22 protein-coding genes and 2 pseudogenes are annotated in these 22,562 nt (G+C 55.1%); 12 read left to right on the forward strand and 12 right to left on the reverse strand.

Going from position 1 to position 22,562, the window contains the following annotated elements; all coding sequences use genetic code 11:
* From BN874_RS26205 to dnaA, 6 genes are all read right to left on the reverse strand, one after another.
* Positions 1-1,505: HAMP domain-containing methyl-accepting chemotaxis protein (locus BN874_RS26205; protein WP_034432977.1), on the reverse strand; the 1,505-nt coding region annotated here is incomplete at its 3' end.
* A gap of 342 nt (positions 1,506-1,847) precedes the next feature.
* On the reverse strand, positions 1,848-3,257 hold the full coding sequence (locus BN874_RS10580; protein WP_034432979.1) for a sigma-54-dependent transcriptional regulator: 1,410 nt from the start codon (positions 3,255-3,257) through the stop codon (positions 1,848-1,850).
* Between the two features lie 173 nt (positions 3,258-3,430).
* Positions 3,431-5,842 carry a DNA topoisomerase (ATP-hydrolyzing) subunit B gene (gene gyrB / locus BN874_RS10585; protein WP_034432981.1) on the reverse strand — a complete coding sequence of 804 codons (2,412 nt, stop codon included), beginning with the start codon at positions 5,840-5,842 and terminating at the stop codon, positions 3,431-3,433.
* Between the two features lie 40 nt (positions 5,843-5,882).
* Positions 5,883-6,971, reverse strand: a complete 1,089-nt coding sequence (gene recF / locus BN874_RS10590) for a DNA replication/repair protein RecF (protein ID WP_034432983.1) — start codon at positions 6,969-6,971, stop codon at positions 5,883-5,885.
* 14 nt (positions 6,972-6,985) lie between these two features.
* Positions 6,986-8,086, reverse strand: coding sequence for a DNA polymerase III subunit beta (gene dnaN, locus BN874_RS10595; protein WP_034432985.1), 1,101 nt, complete (start codon positions 8,084-8,086; stop codon positions 6,986-6,988).
* Between the two features lie 661 nt (positions 8,087-8,747).
* The gene (gene dnaA, locus BN874_RS10600; protein WP_034432987.1) at positions 8,748-10,106 is read right to left on the reverse strand and encodes a chromosomal replication initiator protein DnaA; all 1,359 of its coding nucleotides are present in this window, start codon (positions 10,104-10,106) and stop codon (positions 8,748-8,750) included.
* A gap of 193 nt (positions 10,107-10,299) precedes the next feature.
* On the opposite strand from dnaA, the gene rpmH reads away from it, so the two are divergent.
* The 6 genes and pseudogenes from rpmH to BN874_RS26405 form a co-directional block, all read left to right on the forward strand.
* A complete protein-coding gene (gene rpmH / locus BN874_RS10605; RefSeq protein ID WP_034432988.1) occupies positions 10,300-10,434 on the forward strand; it encodes a 50S ribosomal protein L34 in 135 nt (44 codons plus the stop codon).
* A complete protein-coding gene (rnpA, locus tag BN874_RS10610; RefSeq protein ID WP_230314401.1) occupies positions 10,415-10,801 on the forward strand; it encodes a ribonuclease P protein component in 387 nt (128 codons plus the stop codon). Before rpmH ends, rnpA begins: the two co-directional genes overlap by 20 nt.
* A complete protein-coding gene (yidD, locus tag BN874_RS10615; RefSeq protein ID WP_034432993.1) occupies positions 10,786-11,013 on the forward strand; it encodes a membrane protein insertion efficiency factor YidD in 228 nt (75 codons plus the stop codon). The genes rnpA and yidD overlap by 16 nt, the downstream gene beginning before the upstream one ends.
* A 2-nt stretch (positions 11,014-11,015) precedes the next feature.
* The gene (gene yidC / locus BN874_RS10620; RefSeq protein ID WP_081756307.1) at positions 11,016-12,791 is read left to right on the forward strand and encodes a membrane protein insertase YidC; all 1,776 of its coding nucleotides are present in this window, start codon (positions 11,016-11,018) and stop codon (positions 12,789-12,791) included.
* A 79-nt stretch (positions 12,792-12,870) separates the two neighbouring features.
* Entirely contained in the window at positions 12,871-14,211 is a 1,341-nt protein-coding gene (gene mnmE / locus BN874_RS10625) for a tRNA uridine-5-carboxymethylaminomethyl(34) synthesis GTPase MnmE (RefSeq protein ID WP_034432995.1), read from the forward strand.
* A 164-nt stretch (positions 14,212-14,375) separates the two neighbouring features.
* Positions 14,376-14,648, forward strand: a pseudogene (locus BN874_RS26405) (Arm DNA-binding domain-containing protein); the annotation flags it as partial.
* A gap of 279 nt (positions 14,649-14,927) precedes the next feature.
* Here the strand turns inward: BN874_RS26405 and BN874_RS10630 are convergent.
* A complete protein-coding gene (locus BN874_RS10630) occupies positions 14,928-16,256 on the reverse strand; it encodes an IS4 family transposase (protein ID WP_034432997.1) in 1,329 nt (442 codons plus the stop codon).
* Positions 16,257-16,308: 52 nt separating this feature from the next.
* Between BN874_RS10630 and BN874_RS26035 the strand changes: the two genes are divergently transcribed.
* From BN874_RS26035 to BN874_RS10650, 5 genes are all read left to right on the forward strand, one after another.
* Positions 16,309-16,773 carry a tyrosine-type recombinase/integrase gene (locus tag BN874_RS26035; protein WP_195912166.1) on the forward strand — a complete coding sequence of 155 codons (465 nt, stop codon included), beginning with the start codon at positions 16,309-16,311 and terminating at the stop codon, positions 16,771-16,773.
* A complete protein-coding gene (locus tag BN874_RS26040; RefSeq protein WP_051497701.1) occupies positions 16,770-17,033 on the forward strand; it encodes a tyrosine-type recombinase/integrase in 264 nt (87 codons plus the stop codon). The genes BN874_RS26035 and BN874_RS26040 overlap by 4 nt, the downstream gene beginning before the upstream one ends.
* 96 nt (positions 17,034-17,129) lie before the next feature.
* Entirely contained in the window at positions 17,130-17,765 is a 636-nt protein-coding gene (locus tag BN874_RS10640; protein WP_034432999.1) for a hypothetical protein, read from the forward strand.
* A 137-nt stretch (positions 17,766-17,902) separates the two neighbouring features.
* A complete protein-coding gene (locus tag BN874_RS26210; RefSeq protein WP_034433001.1) occupies positions 17,903-18,202 on the forward strand; it encodes an AlpA family phage regulatory protein in 300 nt (99 codons plus the stop codon).
* A gap of 74 nt (positions 18,203-18,276) precedes the next feature.
* Positions 18,277-18,879: a hypothetical protein gene (locus BN874_RS10650; protein ID WP_051497702.1), complete on the forward strand. Its 603-nt coding sequence runs from the start codon at positions 18,277-18,279 to the stop codon at positions 18,877-18,879.
* On the opposite strand, the gene BN874_RS10655 is transcribed toward BN874_RS10650, so the two are convergent.
* From BN874_RS10655 to BN874_RS10675, 5 genes are all read right to left on the reverse strand, one after another.
* Positions 18,822-19,376: a GNAT family N-acetyltransferase gene (locus BN874_RS10655; protein ID WP_081756309.1), complete on the reverse strand. Its 555-nt coding sequence runs from the start codon at positions 19,374-19,376 to the stop codon at positions 18,822-18,824. The two genes, BN874_RS10650 and BN874_RS10655, sit on opposite strands and share 58 nt — an antisense overlap.
* A complete protein-coding gene (locus tag BN874_RS10660; protein WP_081756310.1) occupies positions 19,348-19,776 on the reverse strand; it encodes a zinc-ribbon domain containing protein in 429 nt (142 codons plus the stop codon). The genes BN874_RS10655 and BN874_RS10660 overlap by 29 nt, the downstream gene beginning before the upstream one ends.
* A 61-nt stretch (positions 19,777-19,837) precedes the next feature.
* Positions 19,838-20,260: a PIN domain-containing protein gene (locus BN874_RS10665; RefSeq protein WP_034433003.1), complete on the reverse strand. Its 423-nt coding sequence runs from the start codon at positions 20,258-20,260 to the stop codon at positions 19,838-19,840.
* Positions 20,250-20,483, reverse strand: a complete 234-nt coding sequence (locus tag BN874_RS10670) for a DUF2281 domain-containing protein (protein WP_034433005.1) — start codon at positions 20,481-20,483, stop codon at positions 20,250-20,252. The genes BN874_RS10665 and BN874_RS10670 overlap by 11 nt, the downstream gene beginning before the upstream one ends.
* Before the next feature lie 104 nt (positions 20,484-20,587).
* On the reverse strand, positions 20,588-20,977 hold the full coding sequence (locus tag BN874_RS10675) for a hypothetical protein (protein WP_051497703.1): 390 nt from the start codon (positions 20,975-20,977) through the stop codon (positions 20,588-20,590).
* Positions 20,978-21,333: 356 nt separating this feature from the next.
* On the opposite strand from BN874_RS10675, the pseudogene BN874_RS23555 reads away from it, so the two are divergent.
* Positions 21,334-22,397, forward strand: a pseudogene (locus BN874_RS23555) (IS1-like element ISBeg1 family transposase).
* Positions 22,398-22,562 lie beyond the last annotated feature (165 nt).

Here is a 22,562-nt window from a genome sequence, read left to right on the forward strand (position 1 = left end):
GCAAAGCCCCGCCCCTGCTCGCCCGCCCGCGCCGCTTCGACCGCCGCGTTCAGCGCCAGCAGGTTGGTCTGAAAGGCAATCTCGTCAATCACCCCGATGATGTCGGCAATTTTGCGGCTGCTCTGGTTGATCGCGCTCATTGCGGTAATCGCTTGATCGACCACGTGTCCGCCCTGTTCGGCTTGAGTCCGAGCCGCGCTGGCGAGCTGGTTGGCTTGCCCGGCGTTGTCGGCGCTTTGCTTCACGGTGCTGGTCAGTTCCTCCATGCTGGAGGCGGTTTGTTCCAGCGCCGAGGCCTGTTCTTCAGTGCGTTGCGCCAGATCGCTACTGCCTTGAGCGATTTCGGCAGCGGCGGAACTGACTTGGGCGGTGGACTGGGTGACTTGGGTGACCATCTCCTTTAATTGTGTCGCCATATCACGCATCGCGGCATAAACGCCGGTTTCCTTCCCGGTATCGGTGAAGCGCACGGTGAGATCGCCGTGGGCGATTTGTTGGGTGATCGCGGCCATTTCCGCCGGTTCGCCGCCAATCGGGCGCTGGATGATGCGCACCAGCAGCCAAGCCAACAGTATGCCGATGATCACCGCTGCCACCGACAGCCCAGTCACCACCGCCATCGCGATGTCATTGCTGCGCTGCACCTGCGGACCCAGCGCGTTTTGAGCAGTTTCGTAGGCCGTTTTCAACTCTTCAGTGGCCTTGGCGACTTCCGGGCCGATCCGGTTCAAGGTGTTCTGGATCAGGTCATCACTTTTCTCGGTCAGATCAAAAACAGTCGTCATCAGGGTCACATAAGCCTGATGCTCCTTGTTGAACTGCTCCAGCAGTGCCCGCAGTCCGGCATCCTGGGTCTTTTGGTGCAGTGCCTTAGCCAACTCCCCGACTTTGGCCTGCATATCCTCCTTGGCGTGGGAAAAATCCTGGCTGGTGTGCGATTCCAAATATTTGACCATGTACAGACGCCCCAGCAGCACCTGCTCTTGCAGCTTTCCGGCCAGCACTGCGTCCTCCAGGTTTTTATTCTGCGCGGCGGCATCGATCATCTTGGTGACAGCCTGTCGCATGGCCAGACCGGTTTCGTTAAGCCGGCCAATAGCCTCCAAACGCTGCTTGACCAGTGCCATGACCTGCACAAAGGTGGCGTCGTATTTTGCAGTTTGCTCGTCCAGAAACACGACCGTCTTCGCCCGCTCCGGATTCTTGACGTTCTCCTTTAACTCTTTGATCTTCGATATCATTCCACCGAAGTTTCCCCGATAGTCTTGGGCTGCTTGATCGCTGTGATTGGCGATAAAGCTCCGAACCGCCAGCCGCACGCTCAACATGTGATCCTGGAAGTCGGCGACGCGGTTACTGGCGCGGGCCAGCCTTCGGTACTCGGTAAAGCCATCGAATGCCCCCTGCAAGCCCCAATAAGCCGTCCCCGCTACGATAATCAGCAGCACGATGACTGCGGCGAACCCGGAGTTCAGTTGGGTGCGTAATTTGAGATTTTTGAACACAACCTTAATCCTCATTAAATCAATGGATGAGCTACGAAGCGTAGTTCAGGATTTTTGCTTTGGCTTGGAAAACAGCGGATCGTCTTGCCATTGAGAAGCCCGTTCCTTCCTGATCGGTGCGGTGGCGAGGTGGATGATGTTTAAGCCATTGCATGGCGTATTGAGCAAAAATTAAGCCAATTTCCCAAGCCAGCCCCCTCACTCTTTGCTGATGAGGATTCAGGGGATAACATCATGAGTATTAAAGAAAACAGAGCAATAGAAGCTGGAGCAAAACCGGAGGGAGGTGAGAACGAAGCGCGGCAGCATTTCAATTCTGAAACGGCTTTTTTTCAGCGCGTTTCATTTTGAAACAGCGACGACTGGATTGGAGTCCAGCAGATAACTCCTCATCCGCCGCCATAACGTGGAACGGCTCATTTTCAGTTCCTTGGCGACTTGATCCAGGTCGCCTTGATACAGCTCAACAAGTCGCTTTATTTCAATTTTCTCGAACTGTTCGACTCTGGACAGATTATTGATGTTCACCGGCAAGCGCGGTAACCACTCCCCAGCTTCAATTTGAGCGCCATCGTTCAAAATCACTGCCCGATCAATCAGGTTTTCCAATTCCCGTACATTGCCTGGATAGTCATACTGATATAAGGTTTGCAAGGCATCCTCACTGAATCCTGTTACTGGATGCTTCAGTTTATGCCGGCGTTTATTCAAGCAATGATCAGCCAGCAGCGAAATATCTTCAATCCGTTCCCGTAGCGGTGGAATATCAATCGGAAAGACATTAAGCCGATAATACAAATCCGCCCGAAACTGATCTTTTTTAATCGCTGCCATTAAATCCTTGTTTGTCGCTGCGATGATCCGGACATCTACCTGCCGGTACTCATTCTCGCCGACCCGGCGAAACTGCCCTTCTTGTAAAACCTGTAACAATTTAACTTGAAGCGCTGGACTCATTTCGCTGATTTCATCCAGAAAAAGGGTGCCACCATCGGCCACTTCAAATAAACCTTTCCGGTCTTGAATAGCACCAGTGAAAGCGCCGCGTTTGTGGCCAAACAGTTCGCTCTCCAGCAACTCCTCAGGCAGAGTCCCACAATTTTGTTCAACGAAAAGTTTATTCTTGCGCGGACCCTGTTGGTGAATATAGCGAGCCAACAAGGTTTTGCCGGTGCCGGTTTCTCCAGTCAGCATCACCGTGACTGAATGATCGATAATTTTGTTAACGACTTCACAAACCCGCTGCATGATCGCGCTTTTCCCAATGATCTCGGCACCTTGCAATTCCTTGCTGATTTCACGCTTCAAAAATTCGTTTTCGTTGGACAACCGATCATTGGTCGCTTCCAATTCTTTGAGCAGGCGCTGATTGGTCAGGGACAGTTCATACTTTTCCAGTGCCCGTTTGACGATGATTCGCAGTTCCTGTCGATCCCAAGGCTTAGTGATGTACTGGTAGATATGGCCTTGGTTAATCGCCTGAACCAGCGAGGCGGTATCGGTGTAGCCAGTAAGAATAATGCGGATACTATGCGGATTGGTTTGCACGGTTTTTGCGAACAATTCCGCTCCGGTCATTTCCGGCATTCGTTGATCAGCGATGACGAGTGCAATGTTCTGCTGTTGCAGTATCTCTAACGCTGCGCTGGCACTGGATGCCGTAAAGACTTCGTAATCACCCTCAAAGGTTAAGGTGAGACTCCGCAGAATTTCTTTCTCGTCATCAACGATCAGCAAAGCGTGATGATTCAACTGTTTCTCCCCATTACACGCACCAGTAGTTCTAATACCACATTCTGTACCGTTGTGGGATGGGCAAAACGAAGCGTGCCCACCGAAGAAGCCTTTGATGGGCACGGATACTGGATTCCCGTTTTCACGAGTATGACGACGAATCAAGTTATTAAGTAGCTTGATTGGACATTTCAGATATCGAGATTAAGAACATCCAGTGCGTTCTTCTCGATAAAATCGCGTCGCGGCTCAACCTGATCACCCATCAAGGTCGTAAAAACCTCGTCAGCAGCCACTGCATCCTCGACCCGAACCCGGAGCAGGCGGCGCGTCTCTGGATTCATTGTAGTATCCCACAACTGTTCCGGGTTCATCTCACCCAAACCCTTGTAACGCTGGATATGCTGGCCGCGCTTGGCTTCTTCCAGCAGCCACTCCATTACTCCCCGGAAATGACGCACATTCTGAGTGCGCTCACCGCGCCGTACTTCCGCACTGTGGTCAAACCAGCCCGCCAGTCGGGTACCGAATTGAGCCAATGCAGCATATTCGTGAGAGCTGAAAAATTCAGGGGTCAACCGGATATGGCGAGCCAGACTGTGGGTATTACGAGTCACTATCACATCGTAACCTTCGCGATCCTCACGAAGTTCAATAGCCGCTGCGTAAACCGAACGGTCATGCACTCCGGCATTTAACCGCCCACTCAGGGTTTCAGCCCACTCGCGCAGCCAAGCGCTGTCACGCAGCCGCTGCGCATCCAGCGCCGGCAAATAAATCAGTTGCTCCAGTAACGCGCTATCGTAACGGCGGGATAGCCGCTGAACCATCGCCATGATGGCCATATAGTCCCGCGCCAGTTGTTCCAGAACAGTCCCCGTCAGCGTCATCAGCGCGCTGTTATCTGTCACCAACGATGCCCCGTCCAGCGCTGTTTGCAATAAATTGGCGGACAGTTCCACATCATCTTTAACATACTGCTCCTGCTTGCCTTTCTTGACCTTATACAGCGGGGGCTGGGCAATAAAAATATGGCCGCGCTCGATTAATTCCGGCATTTGTCGATAGAAGAAAGTCAGTAATAAAGTCCGAATATGCGATCCATCTACATCGGCGTCAGTCATCAGAATAATCCGATAATAGCGCAACTTGTCGGGGTTAAACTCTTCTCGACCGATGCCGCAACCCAGCGCAGTAATCAGCGTACCGACTTCAGCCGACTGAAGCATCTTGTCGAAACGCGCCTTTTCTACATTCAGAATCTTGCCTTTGAGCGGCAGGATAGCCTGAAACCGACGGTCGCGGCCTTGCTTGGCGGAACCGCCGGCGGAATCACCCTCGACCAGAAACAACTCGGACAGCGCGGGGTCTTTCTCCTGGCAATCGGCCAGTTTCCCCGGCAGACCGGCGATGTCCAGCGCCCCCTTGCGGCGAGTCATCTCGCGGGCGCGCCGCGCTGCTTCCCGCGCCCGGGCCGCATCCACGATCTTGCCGGTAATCGCCTTGGCCTCGCCGGGATTTTCCAGCAGGAATTCCTGCAATTTCTCCGCTACGACCGACTCGACTACCGGCTTAACCTCGGACGACACCAGCTTGTCCTTGGTCTGCGACGAAAATTTCGGGTCGTGCAATTTTACCGACAGCACCGCAGTTAAACCCTCACGGGCATCATCACCGCTGGTTTCAACCTTGGCTTTTTTCAGAATCCCTTCCGCTTCCATGTATTGATTCAAGGTGCGGGTTAATGCGCCACGCAACCCGGCCAAGTGAGCGCCACCGTCCCGTTGCGGAATGTTATTGGTAAAGCAAAATACCCCTTCCTGATAGGAATCATTCCATTGCAACGCCAGTTCAACCTGAATATCATCACGACTGGTATTTAGATAAAAGACGCAATCATGCAACGGAGTTTTATTACGATTCAGATGTTCAACGAAGGCTTTAATCCCGCCTTGATATTCAAAGATATCATTCTTGCCGGTACGCTCGTCATTCAGGCGGATACGCACCCCGGAATTAAGAAACGATAACTCACGCAACCGCTTGGCCAGTACGTCGTAATGGAAATCAATGTTGCTGAAGATGGAACCGGGTTTGAAGCGGATTTCAGTGCCGGTCAAGTCCGTGTCGCCGACCACGCGCAAGGGCGCTTGCGGGACGCCAAGTCGGTAGTCCTGCACATGCACCTTGCCGTCGCGGCGAATGGTCAGCCGCAATGATTCGGACAGGGCATTGACTACGGATACACCCACCCCGTGCAGACCACCGGAAACCTTGTAGGAGCGGTCATCGAATTTACCGCCGGCATGTAACACGGTCATGATGACCTCAGCAGCGGATCGGCCTTTGGAATGTTCATCGACCGGAACACCGCGCCCGTTATCCACCACCGTCACCGACTCACCCACATGAATCGTGACACTGATTTCAGTGCAATAGCCCGCCAGCGCCTCGTCAATCGAGTTATCCACCACCTCGAAAACCATGTGATGCAGACCGGTGCCGTCATCGGTGTCGCCGATGTACATGCCGGGCCGTTTGCGGACAGCGTCCAGCCCTTCCAGAACCGTAATGCTTGACGAGGTGTAGGACGAATCGTTCATAAGAATTTTTGTTTACCGAATCCGTGAATAAAGTTGCGGATTATACCACTTCACTCACCTCGCCGTGCGTTAGCCGGAAGGTTCGCGCCTCGCGCCAAGGCGCAGCGTTCAGCAAAACCGGTTCGATAGCAGTCACGAACAGTTGTGTCTCCAGTTCAGCCAGCGCCCGCATCACCCGCGCCCGGCTCTCCGCATCCAGTTCCGCCGGCAAATCGTCAATCAGCAGGATGCAGGCATCGCCGGTATGACGCCGGTAGAGTTCCGCCTGCGCCAGCACCAGAGCAATGACCAGCAGCTTCTGCTGACCCCGCGACAACGCCTCAGCCGGTGGCCGATCCGCGATGCGCACGCTGAAATCAGCCCGATGCGGTCCCAGCCGGGTATGGCCTTGTTGACGGTCCTGGTCGCGCCCAGCCCGAAGCCATGAAGCAAAACCCCGCTCAAGCGGCTCCAGAGGCCAGCCACGACGATATTCCACCCCGACCCCAACCTTGCCCAGGGTCGCTGCCGCCAGCGGCCCTAAAACGCTTCCTAGCGCCTCACAGAAGATTCCACGCAACCGGTCGAGAAGCGGGGCCGCTGTTGCCAGTTCACCGTCCCAGGCATCGACCACCCGGTCGGCTGCATGCATCCGCAGCGCGGCGTTGCGGTGGCGCAGCGCCGCATCGTAGCGCCGCCAAGCGTCGAGAAAGCCCGGATCGGCGTGAAACAATCCCCAATCCATGAACCGTCGCCGCTGCTTCGGCCCGTCCTCCAGCAGGCGGTGGCTGTCAGGATTGAGCAGCAGCACCGGGATTTGCCGAGCCAGTTCCACCAGTGAGCGAGTGGGTACGCCGCCGACGCGGGCGGTCAATTCACGGGCGTCGCGTTCGATCCCGACCGGCACCCTGCGGCCATCGCTGCCGGCCATCAGCGCTACTACCCGGAACGCCGTCGCGCCGCTCTGAATCAGCTCACGGGGCTGGCGGCTGCGAAACGAACGCCCGCGCCCCAGAACGTACAACGCCTCCAGCAAGCTGGTCTTGCCGGAGGCGTTAGGACCAATGATCAGGTTCAGGCCTGATGCACAGCTCAGTTGGAGCGGTCGCAGGTTGCGGAACCCGGAGATGTCGAGGCTGGAAACCCACATTCAGGGCGCGGCGTTTAGAGCCGCATTGGCATGATGACGTGCTTGCCGCCGCCACCCTCGGCTTCTTCAATCAGGCAACTGCTGCCTGCGTCGGCGAAGGACAGCTTGGCCAGTTCCCCGCCCAATGCACCTAGCGCGTCGAGCAGGTAGCTGCCATTGAAACCGATCTCCAGCGGGCCACCACTGTAATTAATTTCAACTTCTTCCTCGGCTTCCTCCTGCTCAGGATTCTGGGCCTGGGTCCGCAGAATCCAATCGTCCATTTGCAGGCGGATGCCCTGGGTTTTGTCGCTGAGTACCAGGCTGGTGCGAGTCAGGGCATTGCGCAAGGCGACCCGGTCAGCGATGACCACCCGGCTGCCCTCACGCGGAATCACCCGCTGGTAGTCGGGGAACTTGCCGTCAATCAGCTTGGAGGTCATGCGGATGTCGCCCAGCACCAGGCGGATGTGATTGGCTCCGAGTTTAAGCACGACCTCGGTGTCATTGTCGGCCAGCAGCCGCATCAGCTCCAACACACCTTTGCGCGGCACAATCACCTGGCGGGTCTCCGCGACGTCAACCTCAGTGGGCAATTCCTGGAACGCCAGCCGGTGGCCGTCGGTCGCTACCACCCGCAACAGACCGGGACCGACTTCAAGCAGCAGGCCGTTCAGGTAGTAACGCACATCCTGCTGGGCCATGGCGAAGTGAGTGCGTTCGATCAAGCTGCGCAGGGTGCCTTGGGGCAAGCGGATATTGCCCTCGAACGGCAAGTCCTCCAGGGTAGGGAAATCGGCGGCGGGCAATATGCCCAGGGTGAAGCGGCTGCGACCGCAGCGCACCGTCGCTTTTTCGCCTTCAATGCTCAACGTCACTGTGCCGTCTTCCGGCAGGGCGCGCAGGATGTCATGCAGTTTGCGGGCGGGCAGGGTGATCGCGCCGGGGGTATCGGCAGGCAAATCAGCGCGGACTGATAATTCCACTTCCAGATCCGTCGCCGTCAGGGTCAGGTCGCGCTCCCGTGCAGTCATCAGCACATGGGTCAGGATCGGCAGGGTTTGCCGACGCTCGACTGCGCCGATGACATGCTGGAGTGGTTTCAGTAACTGCTCACGCTTGGCTTCCAGTTTCATGGGGTCTCCGATGCAGGGTGATCCTTGGCTTGGATACGAAGGGTAAATTCCTACTGAAGCCATGGGTAATTTAAAATTATTGCTGTTTACGGCGTTCGATTTTGGCAGCATCCAATAGTAATCAACTTCTTTTATAAATATAAAAGATTATAATTATTAGTGAGGGCATTTTCTGTGGATAACTTTTCACTATTTCTTTTTATTCATGGAGTTAATATGCCTTTCCCTGTGGATAAGTCTGTGGATAAGTCGGGGGTTTCTGTGGATAAGTCGGGGTACCCTGTGGATAACTTTTTAGCCTGTGGATAAGTTATCCACAGGCTTTGCCGACTTATCCACAGAAATTGGTGACTTATCCACAGACTTATCCACAGGCTACGCCGCACGGTTTTTGGTTTTTTTGATGAGAATAGTAAAAAATGGAGAAATTAAAGATAAATAGCATTTTAACAGACTGATTATAAATATCTATAAAATTGATACAAAAAAATCGTTAATTTAATACAAAAATCCTGATAATCAGGTTTTTCATAAAAAAAAAGTGATAATATTACTGATTTTATTATTTTTATAAATTTAATACATAATTTTGATACTACCGAAGAAAACCCGGATGGAAAGTTGTTCCACTTATCCACAGCAGTTATCCACAGGGGATTCGCTAGTTTGTGAGCGTGGTTAGCAAAGTAGTGTAATCATCACGGATCTGCGGGTCACGACGCTGGAGTTCCCGGGTCTTCCGGCAGGCATGAAGCACCGTGGTATGGTCACGACCGCCGAAGGCTTCACCGATGTCCGGTAAACTGAGATCGGTAAGCTCCTTGGTCAGCGTCATCGCCATTTGTCGGGGACGGGACAAGGTGCGCAACCGACTGCTGGAGAGCAAATCACTGACCGGAATCTTGTAGTAGTCCGCCACGGTCTTCTGAATATTCTCCAAGGTGACCTGTTTGTCTTGTAGCGTCAGCAGGTCGCTCAGCGCCTCCTTGACGAAACCGATGGTGATGGCCTTGCCGGTAAATTGGGAATTGGCATAGACCCGCCGCAAGGCTCCTTCCAGTTCACGGACGTTGGAACGGATGCGCTGGGCGATGAAAAACGCCACTTCGTCGGGCAATCCAATGTGGGTCTGATCAGCCTTGATCTTGAGGATCGCGACCCGCGTTTCCAGTTCTGGCGGTTCGATGGCGACGGTCAGCCCGGAGCCGAAACGGGATTTCAAGCGGTCTTCCAGCCCGGAAACTTCCTTGGGATAGCGGTCGCAGGTTAAGATTACTTGCTGGCGGCTTTCCAGTAAGCTGTTGAAAGTGTAGAAAAATTCCTCCTGCGAGCGCTCTTTACCCGCCAAAAACTGCACGTCATCGATCAGCAGTGCGTCCAGCACCCGGTAGCGACGCTTGAATTCGTTAATGGCGTTGTGCTGCAAGGCGCGAACCATATCGGCCACGAACTGTTCGGAATGCTGGTAGACCACCCGCATCTCGGAACTGCGCTCTCGCAGCATGTTACCCACCGCGTGCATCAGGTGAGTTTTGCCCAGACCGGTGCCGCCATAAATGAACAGTGGGTTGTAGGCAGTGCCGGGATTCGCGGCGACTTGCAGGCAGGCCGCCCGCGCCAACTGATTGGAATTGCCCTCGACGAAGGTGGCAAAAGTAAAATCCGGGTTGAGGTTGGCGCTCTTGAGCAGTTCAGTGGTGTCGCGAGGTGACGGGTCGGGATGGATTGCCGCTGGAGCAGGCTCATCGGGTGGAACCGCCGACGCGGGCAATATGCCGCCACTGCCAATTTCCAGCAGCACCTGAGGTCGTCGTTCAGGTTGCAGGCGTTCGATCACGGCCTCGATTTGCGCCAGATGGTGCTTCTTCACCCAATCGAGTACAAAACGGTTGGGCGCGAGTAAGCGCAGGGTGTTATCGTCTTCCTGGGCGTGCAGCGGGCGAATCCAGGTACTCAGTTGGGTTTCCGACAGTTCGCGTTCCAAGCATTCCAGACAGGCTTTCCACAAGGCGTGGTTCACGCGCAATTCTCCAAAGTGTCGCAATAAAATGATTCCAGGAGGGTTCAGTGTAGTGAGCGGCGGGTGGCTTATCCACCGCTTCCACGTTTGCCACTGATCGTAGAGCTTGACAAATTTGTCTCCGAATCAGTAATTTCACCAATTCACTAGAACCGGATCACCGGTTTCGATCTGCATCCTCCAAGGAATCATCATGAAGCGGACTTTTCAACCCAGCATTATTCATCGCAAGCGCACCCATGGTTTTCGCGCCCGCATGGCCACTCGTGGGGGTCGCCAAGTGATCAAGGCGCGGCGCGCCAAGGGTCGTGCCCGTCTGGCACCCTGAGATCATGGCCGGCGGCGCCTGTTTTCCGCGCCGCGCCCGGCTGACTGGCCGGAACGCCTTTGCCGACGTGTTCGCCCAGCCGATTAAATCCAGCGACCGCCAGTTCACCGTGCTGGCCCGCGCCAACCTTCTTGGATACCCCCGCTTGGGTCTGGCTATTTCCCGCAAGGTCGCCAAATCCGCAGTGGCGCGCAATCGGATCAAGCGCGTAGTACGCGAAAGTTTCCGCTACCACCAGCTTGAGATTGGCGGACTGGATTGCGTAGTGATGGGTCGCGCCGGTCTGGCGGAGCAGGATAGCGCTGTCTTGTTCACGGCACTGCAACGGCACTGGCGCAAACTGGCGGGATCATGCGTACCCTCCTGATTGCCTTGATCCGCGTCTACCAGATGGGGATTAGCCCAGTGTTGGGCAATCACTGCCGTTTTTATCCAAGTTGCTCCCAGTATGCCTGTGAAGCCCTCGAACGCCATGGGGTTTTACGCGGCGGGTGGCTGGCGATCCGGCGGGTGCTGCGCTGCCATCCCTGGCATCCGGGCGGCGTTGATCCTGTTCCCGAACTTCCTCCAAAGAATTGATGATGGAAAACCAACGTTTATTGCTCGCTGCTGCTCTGATGTTTGTGGTGTTTATGCTTTGGCAGAACTGGCTGGAATTTCAAACCAAAAAACACCCGCCGCTGGCTCTGCCGGTTGCCACCGCGCCAGGGAACGCCTCCAATCCCACTGTGGCCACCGCCCTTCCGGGCCAGGATGTACCGGCTGCTGCTCCGGCGGTGGGCGCGGGACCCTTGGCGCTTGGTAGTGGTCAGCGGGTACGAGTGACCACTGATCTGTTCGATGCCGAGATTGATACAGTGGGCGGCGATCTGCGCCGGGTCGGTCTGCGCACCTATCCCGACTCGGTGCAACAGCCGGATCAGCCGTTCCAACTGCTCCGGGATAGCGGCGCGGAAATTTTTATCGCCCAATCGGGGCTGGTGGCGTTGAATAACACTCCCGCGCCCAACCATTACGCCCCGTTCACCCCGGAACATAGCGAATACCGGCTGGCCGATGGTCAGGACACGTTGGAAGTGCGACTGAACTGGGTCGATCCCACCGGCCTGAAGGTGGTCAAAACCTACACCTTCAAGCGCGGCAGTTTCCTGGTGGAGTTGAATCAGCGCGTTGAGAATGGGAGCGCCAGTGATTGGCAAGGCAGCCAGTACCGGCAGTTTCAGCGTACTCCGCCGAAAACGAGCAACAGTTTTTTTGGCGGTGGCGTGATTACCTATACCGGCGCGGTGATTTCCACGCCCGAACAGCGCTACGAGAAGATTTCCTTCGACGCCATCGCCAAGCAGGAGCTGAACCAGTCGGTCAAGGGCGGCTGGATCGCCATGATTCAGCATTACTTCCTGGGCGCATGGATACCTAATGCGGGCGAGACCGACGATTTCTATACCAAGGTAATCGGCGGAAATCGTTATGTGGTGGGGATGCGCGGGGTGGTGCAGACCGTGCCTGCCGGAGCGACCGGTGATTTCCGCACCCGCCTGTATGTGGGGCCAAAGCTGTCCGATGTTCTTGAGGGAACCGCCCCCAATCTGCAACTGACAGTGGATTATGGGAAGTTGACCATTATCGCCGAGCCGTTGTTCTGGCTGCTAAAGGCCATTCACGCCATTCTCGGCAATTGGGGCTGGGCGATCATCTTTCTCACCATCCTGATCAAGCTGGCGTTCTATAAGTTGTCGGAGACCAGTTACCGCTCAATGGCGAATATGCGCCGGCTGGCGCCAGAATTAACCCGGCTCAAGGAGTTATACGGCGACGATAAGCAAAAGATGAATGAAGTGATGATGGGTCTGTACAAGAAGGAAAAGGTGAATCCGCTGGGCGGATGTTTGCCGATTCTGGTGCAGATTCCCGTGTTCATCGCCCTGTATTGGGTACTGGTGGAGAGTGTGCAGTTGCGGCAAGCGCCGTTCATGTTGTGGATTAAGGATATGGCGATTCCTGACCCATACTATGTGCTGCCGTTAATTATGGGCGTGACCATGTTCATTCAGCAGAAGCTGAGTCCCGCTCCGCCTGATCCGATTCAGGCCAAGGTGATGATGGCGCTACCGGTGGTGTTTACCTTCATGTTTTTATGGTTCCCGGCGGGGTTGGTGCTGTACTGGGTGGTGAATAATACCCTGTCCATTGCCCAGCAATGGGTTATTACCAAGCGGGTCGAAGCCGGCACTGACGTAGTGGCGGCCAAGCACAATGCCGGCATTGGCGGTAAAATCGCTGAGCAGGCTAAGAAACTGCTGATGCTCGCCAAGCGGTCGCTGTCCGAGCAACTATCGGGCAAGCGGAAGAAATAATCCGCGCTCTGATGTAATTCTGGCAGGGAAGCCGGGATTCCGCTGTCAGAGCAAATCTGCCAGATATAAACCTTACCTGATGGACACTATTGCTGCTATCGCCACGCCGCTCGGACGGGGTGGTATCGGGGTGATCCGGGTGTCAGGTTCTCTCAGTGCTGCTATTGCGCAAGCGGTCTGTGGCAGCCTCCCTCTTCCCCGTCAAGCAACATTCCGTCGCTTCGGCGACGGCAATGACGCGATCCTCGACGAAGGCATCGCGCTGTATTTCCCCGCTCCTCATTCCTTTACCGGTGAAGATGTATTGGAACTCCAGGGCCACGGTGGACCGGTGGTGATGGATTTACTGCTGGCGCGGGTGCTGGAACTCGGTGCAAGGCCGGCTCGCCCCGGCGAGTTCTCCGAACGCGCCTTTCTCAACGACAAACTCGATTTGGCACAAGCCGAGGCGATTGCCGATCTTATTGCCAGTGATACCACTGTTGCTGCCCGTGCTGCCTTGCGCTCGCTACAGGGCGCTTTTTCCAAGCAGGTCAATGAGTTAATCAATGGATTGGTCGAGTTGCGGATTTATGTCGAGGCGGCGATTGACTTTCCCGAAGAAGAAATTGATTTTCTCGCCGATGGGGTGATTGCTGGACAGTTGCGGGAGTTGCGGGAACGGTTAAGCGTTCTGCAAGCCGTTGCGGGTCAAGGGCGTTTATTGCGTGACGGGATGACTGTCGTTATTGCCGGTCGGCCTAATGTGGGTAAATCCAGCCTGCTGAATCATTTGGCTGGGCGCGAGACGGCAATTGTCACTGCGATTGCTGGCACTACCCGTGATGTATTGCGCGAGTACATTAGTATTGACGGGATGCCGCTGCATATTATTGATACGGCTGGCCTGCGCGATAGCAATGATCTGGTAGAGCAGGAAGGCATTCGCCGCGCCTGGGCAGAGATTAAAACCGCTGACCGGATTCTCATGGTAGTAGATCATCAACTGGGTTTGACTGCTGAGGATCGAGCCTTACTGGAGCGATTGCCAGCGGGCATACTCGTAACAGTGATCCACAATAAAATTGATCTGACTGATCAAAAACCGATGATTCGTGACAGTGACTGGGGGACGGAAATTTTATTGTCAGCCAAGACCGAGGCGGGATTGAATCTGCTCCGCGAGCATCTCAAATCCTGCATGGGTTATCACGGCGGTGGGGAAGGTCTTTTTATGGCTCGCCGTCGCCATTTGGAGGCGTTGGAACGAGCGACAGTGGCACTGAAACAGGCGGCGTATCAGTTGGAGATCATCCGTGCCGGCGAACTGGTTGCTGAAGAATTGCGTGAGGCACAGAATGCATTGGCGGAAATTACCGGAGCGTTTACGTCGGAAGATTTATTAGCGCGAATTTTTTCCAGCTTTTGTATTGGAAAGTAGAGTCACTTCTAAGGTTGTCCAAGGCTGTTTAATTCATGCGAGTAACCCACTTTAATTATTAAGTTTTGTTGTTTCCTAAAGTCCAAAGCAATACACTACAAGCCATGTCCTAATGAGTCCAAAATTAAGACCAAGTTTTATAATGGACTTGCAGGAAGGGTAATTTGGACTTAAGGAGGCAGCAAACAATAGCGCTGACCGATACCCAGCTCAAGGCGCTCAAGCCCAGAGCCAAGCCCTACATCGTTTCAGACGGCGACGGGCTTTACGTTGAAGTTCTCCCCACCGGTGGTGTCTGCTGGCGCTACCGTTACCGACTGACCGGTAAACAGGAAAAGGTCAGCTTCGGCCAGTACCCCGATTTATCCCTCAAGATTGCCCGGCAAAAGCGGACAGAGCTGGCGGCGCTGGTCGCGCAGGGCGAGTCACCCGCCCATCGCAAGCAACAGGCTAAGGCCGAACTGAGCCATGCGCTGACCGTGCGCGAATTCGCGACCATCTGGATAAACGAAATCGTGCGACGGGATCGGAAAAATCCTCGAATCATCGAGCAGTATTTAGCGGCTGACATTCTTCCGGCCATTGGCGACAAGCACCTGCGAAACGTCACCTCGCTGGACGTGCAAGCCATTGTGTTTCGCAAACGTGATGGGGGTCGGGAATCCGCAGCGGCGCTGCTGCGCGGCATCCTTAAACGGCACCCGATTACCCACAACTTATCCGTCACCGGTATACACAGCACGGCCGGCCTCCAACGCGATGGCAAACGCTCTGACCTTCTGCATGCCTTCCCAGATCGCCTTGGGACCGGGATGACCGTCCTGTTTGCGCCCGAGAAACCCGCCGAAGCCGGCGATCAACCGCACCCTCTGTCCCAAGGGTGGAGGTGTTGCCGGCGGTGGGTGACGGTGGGCCACGATCCAGGCGGCCTGCCATTCCTCGGGATCGAACCCCACGTCGCACGGCAGATTCGGGCAGTCCCGGCCCCAGGTCACCAAGTGCAGGATGCGCCAGGCGATGATGAGGTAAATGACCAAGGCCCGCTCCAACCGCTCCAGGGTGGCCAGTTGCAGGGCCTCGACCTGGCAGCCCGATTTCCAAATTCTGAAGAAAATTTCCACGAGCCAGCGCCGCCGATACCCGTCGATGAGTTCGACCACCTGCTCCAGCGTCTCGGCGGTCCGGTGGGTCAGCAGCCGCCATTCAATCGCCTTCTCGCCGGCCGGCGGGCGTTCCTCGCGGGCCAGAATCGCCGTCACGGTCACGGCGGGTTGGCCGTGATGCGCCGGCAGCGTCACCCCTTCGCGATACAGCGTCTGCCGCACCAACCGGGCGGGACGATCCGGCGCCGCCGGCAGGGTGAATTCGACCTCCCCCAGCGCTTCGCTCTGGGCCAACCGCGCCCACAGCTTCTCACCGGTGGTGGTCTTGCGATTGTGCTGGGACCGGATCAGCCAGTCCGCCGGCGTGCCGCGCCGAGCGGCGGCGTCGATCAGCGCCCGCAGGTCGCCTTCCCGATCCGCCACGTACACCCGCCGGCTATCGGGCACGGTCTCGGCCCGATCGGCGACGATCTCGTAACCCTCGACCCAGCGGGTGCTTTCCTTGACATCGGGCGGGTCTTTCGGCTTCCGCGCCCACATCCAGGCGTCCAGCACCCCCAACGCCAGCCCCGCCGGCGTCACCGCCAGAGTCGGATGCACGTACAAACCGTGCTGAGCTTCGTAGCTCAATCGGCCCAGCCCGGCAATCCCCGGCTGCGAGGTGAAATCCAGTTCCGTCGTGTCTTGAATGCACAAGACCACCGGTTGGCCCGCCATCCGCTCCACCGTCCGCGGGGTATGGACCTCCAGAATCTCCCGCCACTCGACCGCTGGGTTGTCCAGCAACCGGTAGGCCGCTTTGGTTTCCGGCCAGCCTCCGCAGGCCAGCGGGATGCTCCCGGTCGGTTGCGCCGACCGATCGTCCACCAACTTGATCAAGCGCTGGGTCCGCCGCTCATCCCCCAACTCCAGATCGTGAAACTCGGCCTGTGCCCAATTCATGTCGCCTACCTACCACTTGATGAAAAATTACATCTTAACAATGAGTTGGGATTTGTGGGTAATCGGGTGCCTTAAACGGCTGTTCGACTACGCACAAGCAAAAACTCTCGTTGAACAAAATCCCATCGCCAGTTTGCCCACCCGGTTCATCACCACTCAGGAATCCCGTGACCGGGCCTTGGAACCCGCCGAAATCCGCACTTTCCTGGTTGAGCTTTACCAGAGCAACATCGCCCGCCGTAACAAGCTGGCGCTGCACCTACTGCTGTTGACGCTGACTCGTAAAGGTGAACTGACGCAGGCGCGTTGGGAACACTTCCATTTCGATGGGGGTGAGTGGCTCATTCCCCCAGAAAACTCCAAGACCGAGAAGCCGCACGTTGTTTATCTCAGCCGCCAGGCTACTGAGCTATTCCGAGAATTGCACGGGTTGGCGGGCGATTCTGAATGGGTATTGCCGGGCCGGGTATCCCATCAACCGATTTCGCCGATGACACTGAATGCGGCCATGACATGACGGGCATCCAGTTTAGCATTCCACAATTTACCATCCACGATTTACGACGAACCGCCAGTACCCGTTTGAATGAAATGGGCTATGCCGGAGATGTGATTGAAAAAGCGCTGAATCATACTCAAGGCGGTGTTCGCGGCATCTACAACCGGGCGGAATATCGTGAGCAGCGGCAGACTATGCTGCAATTCTGGTCTGATTGGGTTGCTGATTTGATCGACGAGCGCAAGGTTATCGCTTTCAATTTCCGCAAGGCAGGCTGATCTTCATCCATCAGTCCTGACCCTGATCGGGTAAAACAGGGTTACCACCTTCCACGTTTGGAGGGGTGCCCGACTACAAGCTGGAGAAGGTTACTGATGAAATTCCATCGTAGTGTACCCTCTTTCGTTCGAGAACACGCCGAATTCCTTTTGGCAAACTTTACGTTTCCTTCACCAAGAAAAGAACGATTGTTGGCGCTGGTTGGTGCTGATAGCGCCGATGAACGCTTGGATGATTTCTACAGGCGACTCGCGGATAGCAATCCTGAACAAGTTAAAAGGTTCATTTTTTTGTTCGTATCCCTTGACCCTGATTTAGCATTTAGACAAGTGGATGAGGAGATTGAGGCTAGGAAAGAATTAATTCCAAGCATTCGGAAAGCAGCATGTGAATTTATTGCTGTTAGCTCTCAATACTTGGAGTTTTTTCCTTTTTCTATCAATCAGGGCTTTACCAAGGAAAATATTATTCTTGATGATTCGCTTCAGGCTTATTTTGAAGAAATGGAGGCATTCACAAAGGCGGTGAGTGCAGCAAACGAATGTCTTACCTACCTTGAAGCCCCATCTGCTTATGTAGATCATAAACAAAGCTATGCTTTAAGTTCAAGAAAAAAGACGCTGCGCGCTCGCCGAATGCGACAATTGGTTCAGTTATTTTATGAAGAAAAGATTGAATTAGTCACTTCGAGTTTACCTGCTGTGCTTGGGTTTGCAAATTATAGGCGATGAAGATTGGGAGCCATCGCAGGTGGCAACGGCGATCAGTAACTTGAAATTATTCGAGTCCAAAAAATCCGCTGAATAGTTTTGTTGATCGTTTGAACTCCACATTAACCTACGGGCATTCATGTAGGAGGAACGAACGGATGAAATTGATTCGGTTGCCAGCGGTTCTCGGATACACCGGTTACGGCAGGAGCATGATTTACAAATTGATCAAGGAGGGAAATTTTCCCAAACCGGTCCAACTGGGCACCCGCGCTGTAGCGTGGGTGGATGAAGAAGTGGAGGCGTGGGTACAAGGCCGTGTCGCACTGTCAAGGCCAAATCCCTTTCGAGGGGCAATCTTCGGGAAAGCTCAACAGCCGACCCATAACCTAATGAGAGAAGGAGGGAGAGAGCCACTGCCAGTGATGACAGTGGCGAATCGAAAAAGCAAACGCTGAATTAGCCCTAGCAAGCCATTTCTGCCCGCCGCGTTGTTACCAGCAACAAAGCGGGCCTCAGCAAAAACCACGACTTGAGCGTTGCTCATGAAGCGCGCCTTGCCGCTTATTACGGTGATTTTATGGTGAATACTACTGAATCTGAGGTCATTTTTCAATTTCACCAAGCGGTCAACACTGCCGGCTTGGATTATTCCGGCGACATCGTTCCTGACGGGGCATTGCATCGCATCAAAGCCAACGGTGACCGGAGTCCGAACGCCTGGTATGTCCTGCACGCTGATGAAGTCGCTGCTGGCGTCTTCGGCTGCTGGAAGCGCGGGATTACCGAGACCTGGTGCGCCAAAGATACGGCAGAACTGACCCAGGAAGAACGCGCCGACCGGGATCGCAAATGGGCCGAAGCCAAGACGCAGCGGCAAATCGAAGAATGTCGCCAGCAGGAACAGGCTCAGGCTCAAGGTGAAGCGATCTTGGCCGCTGCCCAACCGGCGTTAGATGATCATCCCTATCACATGTGGAAAGGGATCAGGGCTTGCCCCGGTGTGATGGTGGGCAACTGGCCGCAGCGCCAACAGGACAACACCCTGTTGATCCCGCTGCGCAGCGCTGACCGGCTTCATCCCACGCCTCGGCCTGTTGCAACCGCTCGATGTTGTGAAAAATGGGGCGAGTAGCCTGATCCTTCGGCCATCGAAGCCGGCGTCTGATTCGATAACGCCTGCTCCCAATACACCACGCCCGACAGGGGATTGGCGTAATAGGGCGCACGGCGCTGGAAACCCATCGAGGTATAAAGCTGCATGGCGCTGTTCAGTGTTTCCAGAGTGTCCAGCCGCATGACCACATAGCCCAAGGCGGTTGCTTCGCTCACCACCCGCGAGGCTAAAAGACGCCCCAGTCCTTGACCACGAGAGTCGGGCCGGACGAAGAGCCGCTTCATTTCACAAGCTCCGTCGTCCAGCGGGCGCAGTGCGACACAGCCGACGGCCTGCTCGCCCTCCCACGCCAGCAGCAACCGGCCCTTCGGCGGTGCATAACATCCCGGCAAAGCGGCCAGTTCTTCCTCGAAACCCTGAAAGCAGAGATCGACGTCCAAGAAACGCTGGTATTCGCGAAAGAGCGTCCGCGCCGTTTCAATCTCGTCAGCCGTTTGTACTTGAACCATCTTCATGTGTACGGCCCATTGATTTCACTGCCAACCCCTCTCCATGAATGCGTCGCGCCTCGTCCTTTCGCGCGCGTTCCTGCTGGCGACAGCGGCGACAGCGTACCGCCACCGTCCACACGTCGCCCTGCGCTACTTCGTACCACCAGCGTTGTTGCGCGGCGGTCCAGATTTCCTCTATTCCACAGTCCTTGCAACGGAACGGGCGATCTTGGTAATAACCGCGCTGGACGAAATCAGGAATACCATAGCTGTTGTTGCTTCGCAGCAGGGCGGGCGTCACGGGTTCAGCGCCTATCGGGCGGTCCACCGGTCGGGCGTTGACGTGGCGGATTTGGAGTTGCCGTTCAGCGCGGCGCAGCCGTTGCGCCTTGATTTCCTGACGGCGTTGCTTGTTGCTTTTCATCGCTGGCCGGTTATGCCACCTTGGTTCTTAACATTCAACGATGACTTTGCCAGTATCACGCTTATGGGCGTCCGTCAGGCAGAAAAGGGTTAATAATCGTCAGTCGCCCGTCGATGACTTGGCCGTGGTGCAGGTCTTCAGAGTAGAGAATTTGGCAATTAGCAGTGAGTGCCGAAGCCAGAATCAGGCTGTCAAAATATGAAAACCGATAGCGATCCAGCAAAATCCAAGCGGTTTCAACGATTGGCATACCCATGGCTTCAACCGAGACAAATTTTAAAATATCTTGCAGTGTGCTTCGCACCAGTGATTTGTCTATTTTTCGCTTTTTTATGAGTACATTGCTGCATTCATTCAAAACTTGGACTGAAATCAATGGAAACTGAAAAAGAACGCGCCAAGCCGCTTGTTGTTTTAGAGTTTCAGCTCCAAGCGCGTAAAGAACGATATTGCTGTCGATAAATGCACGTTGTTCAGCGGGCATTAGCTTCATCCCGGTCGGTGATCGGTTTTCCCTCCCAATCAATTTGAAGACGCGACAAGCGAGCGTAGGCCGCTCTTTGCTCAGGCGTCAACGTCTGCGGAAGCGTGTCAGTCGCTGTTACGCAGTAGCGTTGCTCCATGAATTGAACAAAATCCAGCACTTCGCGGGCGGCTTGTTCTGGTAAAGAGAGACTGTGTTGATAAATGGTTTCGGCCAGAGTCATGGTTAATCTCCTTGTGTGATGAATGAAGCCATCACCTCACGGTGAATCATAGCATTCTTGCCTTTATCACTGGCGGTTTTAATCGTCATGGTCAGTCTATCTTGCTACGGCGCAAATGCGGCTTTAGGCGGAGCGTCGATCTCGCCACGCGCTACACGCGGATCGGTCATTTCCAAGCGTTTCGCTTCAACCCAGCCGCTAATGACATCGCCCGCTTGTTGAGAAAAGTAAGTGATCGATGCCCAACCTTCATGCAGTGCTTGGGTATAGCCGTAGTCATTCGGAATGATGAAAATCGCCGTTTTGCATTCAGGAAACGGGGCCGAATAGAAATACAACCGGCCTTGACCGACCACCTTGAATTCCACCGGAGTAAAAGGCTCGCCGAGGTCTTCTTCAGTGTGGCAACGGGCTGGCGCATCATTGGCATTTTGGGCGCTGACCATCGCGGGTAGCGACAAGATGCCGAGCAGAGTCCATACCCCGATTTTCATTGAGAAAGCGATCCTGTCACCGTTTTCATGCTGGCTATTTCTGCCCAACTATAATAGACAATACTTCGGACAGTTTTGGTGATCACAATCAACAGGTTAGCCTTCATAGGCTGAATTAACAGCAGTTCCCGGTCTCTTGAAAGATTCGGTAGTGTCCCTTAACTTCCGTGATGAGCTTACCTATGTTTGAGGGCAGCTTGGCATCCTCGATGAAGGTCATGTTCCTATCGAGGAGGCTGGCATGGACTGGGAGACCCTGTATTGTCCTAACCCTCGCTGTTGGTATTATGGAAAATCTTTCAAAATCGGACGGTTGGTTCGCAACGCAAGCCCGCTGTCAGGCCTGTGGAAGTAGCGTGACCTTGAGCTACGGTACGGCCTACCACGGCCTGGGAACCGATCCGGTGAAATTTGAGACCGTGCTGCGCGCGTTGGCGGAGGGGAATTCGCTGCGGGCGACCGCGCGGATCGTCGAGGTGGATAAAGACCAAGTGGGTGCTTGGCTGGATCGGGCGGCGCGCCAATGCCGCACGGTGATGCTGTCCCTGTGGCGGGATCTGCCCGTGACGGAATGCCAACTGGATGAGTTGTGGAGCTTTATTCATACTAAGCAGGAAAATTTGCCGGGGGCAAAGCAGTACGCCGACACCTATGGCGATGCCTGGGTCTGGTTGGCCTTCGCGCCGGTCTGGCGGTTGGTCTTGGGTTTCGTCATCGGCAAACACGATCAGGCCAGTGCGGATCGATTGCTGGAGCAGGTCGCGTGGGTGACCGATGAAACCGTACCTTTTTTTACCAGCGATCAATGGCCTGCCTATACCCAAGCGTTGTTGGCTACCTATGGGGAATGTGGTATCAACCGGCGCGACGCGGGACACGAGGCGCTCATCCCAAGCCTCGTCGGCGACCGCGCGCCGACCTGTCGTACGCCCAAGTCATCAAACAGCGGGCCGGCGGGCGCATTACCGCCGTGTACACCACCGTCGTGTTTGGCGAGCAGGCGGCGGTGGCGACCCGACTGGCCCAATCGTCGGTGAGTCAGCGGATCAACACCCGTTTTGTGGAACGGGATAACTTGACCCAGCGACAACAGAATCGTCGTCTGACCCGCCGTACCAACGGCTTCTCCAAGGATTTGACTTGGTTTGAAAAACAGATGTGGTTGTCGTTGGCTTACTACCATTTGCTGTTGCCCCATGCCCGCTTGCGAACTCCATTGCCGGTTCCCGAACCCACGCTCGGCACCGGTTCTCCCCGGCGCTGGCGTCCCGTGACGCCAGCTATGGCGGCGGGGATCACTGATCATGTTTGGACAACCCGTGAACTCTTGTCGTACCGGGTATCGCCTCTTGAATGGCAGAAGCGACCCATTCCGGAAAAGCTGTTCCCCAGTTGGCCTGAAGTTCATCACGGAAGTTAAGGGACACTACCAAAGATTCTTATAAATCAATATATTATCAACAAGCCTACTTAGGCTTAATTTTGCGTTTTTGAAACCGCATTCATCAGGTTGTGTCTACTATGACTTTGTACATGACAAAAAAGATAACTTATTGAAATTGTGGTAAAATATTGTCTTTCTCAC

The sequence above is a fragment of the Candidatus Contendobacter odensis Run_B_J11 genome, from assembly GCF_000531125.1.
GTDB classification, from domain to species: domain Bacteria; phylum Pseudomonadota; class Gammaproteobacteria; order Competibacterales; family Competibacteraceae; genus Contendibacter; species Contendibacter odensensis.

Excerpts from the sequence above, each read along its gene's own strand:
- gyrB (WP_034432981.1), bottom strand. The coding sequence starts at position 5,842 with ATGAACGATTCGTCCTACACCTCGTCAAGCATTACGGTTCTGGAAGGG.
- recF (WP_034432983.1), bottom strand. The coding sequence starts at position 6,971 with ATGTGGGTTTCCAGCCTCGACATCTCCGGGTTCCGCAACCTGCGACCG.
- BN874_RS10630 (WP_034432997.1), bottom strand. The coding sequence starts at position 16,256 with ATGAATTGGGCACAGGCCGAGTTTCACGATCTGGAGTTGGGGGATGAG.
- BN874_RS26040 (WP_051497701.1), top strand. The coding sequence starts at position 16,770 with ATGACGGGCATCCAGTTTAGCATTCCACAATTTACCATCCACGATTTA.
- BN874_RS10670 (WP_034433005.1), bottom strand. The coding sequence starts at position 20,483 with ATGACTCTGGCCGAAACCATTTATCAACACAGTCTCTCTTTACCAGAA.
- yidC (WP_081756307.1), top strand. The coding sequence starts at position 11,016 with ATGGAAAACCAACGTTTATTGCTCGCTGCTGCTCTGATGTTTGTGGTG.
- mnmE (WP_034432995.1), top strand. The coding sequence starts at position 12,871 with ATGGACACTATTGCTGCTATCGCCACGCCGCTCGGACGGGGTGGTATC.
- BN874_RS10660 (WP_081756310.1), bottom strand. The coding sequence starts at position 19,776 with ATGAAAAGCAACAAGCAACGCCGTCAGGAAATCAAGGCGCAACGGCTG.
- BN874_RS10640 (WP_034432999.1), top strand. The coding sequence starts at position 17,130 with ATGAAATTCCATCGTAGTGTACCCTCTTTCGTTCGAGAACACGCCGAA.
- BN874_RS10655 (WP_081756309.1), bottom strand. The coding sequence starts at position 19,376 with ATGAAGATGGTTCAAGTACAAACGGCTGACGAGATTGAAACGGCGCGG.
- BN874_RS26210 (WP_034433001.1), top strand. The coding sequence starts at position 17,903 with ATGAAATTGATTCGGTTGCCAGCGGTTCTCGGATACACCGGTTACGGC.
- rpmH (WP_034432988.1), top strand. The coding sequence starts at position 10,300 with ATGAAGCGGACTTTTCAACCCAGCATTATTCATCGCAAGCGCACCCAT.
- yidD (WP_034432993.1), top strand. The coding sequence starts at position 10,786 with ATGCGTACCCTCCTGATTGCCTTGATCCGCGTCTACCAGATGGGGATT.
- dnaN (WP_034432985.1), bottom strand. The coding sequence starts at position 8,086 with ATGAAACTGGAAGCCAAGCGTGAGCAGTTACTGAAACCACTCCAGCAT.
- BN874_RS10675 (WP_051497703.1), bottom strand. The coding sequence starts at position 20,977 with ATGAAAATCGGGGTATGGACTCTGCTCGGCATCTTGTCGCTACCCGCG.
- BN874_RS10665 (WP_034433003.1), bottom strand. The coding sequence starts at position 20,260 with ATGCCCGCTGAACAACGTGCATTTATCGACAGCAATATCGTTCTTTAC.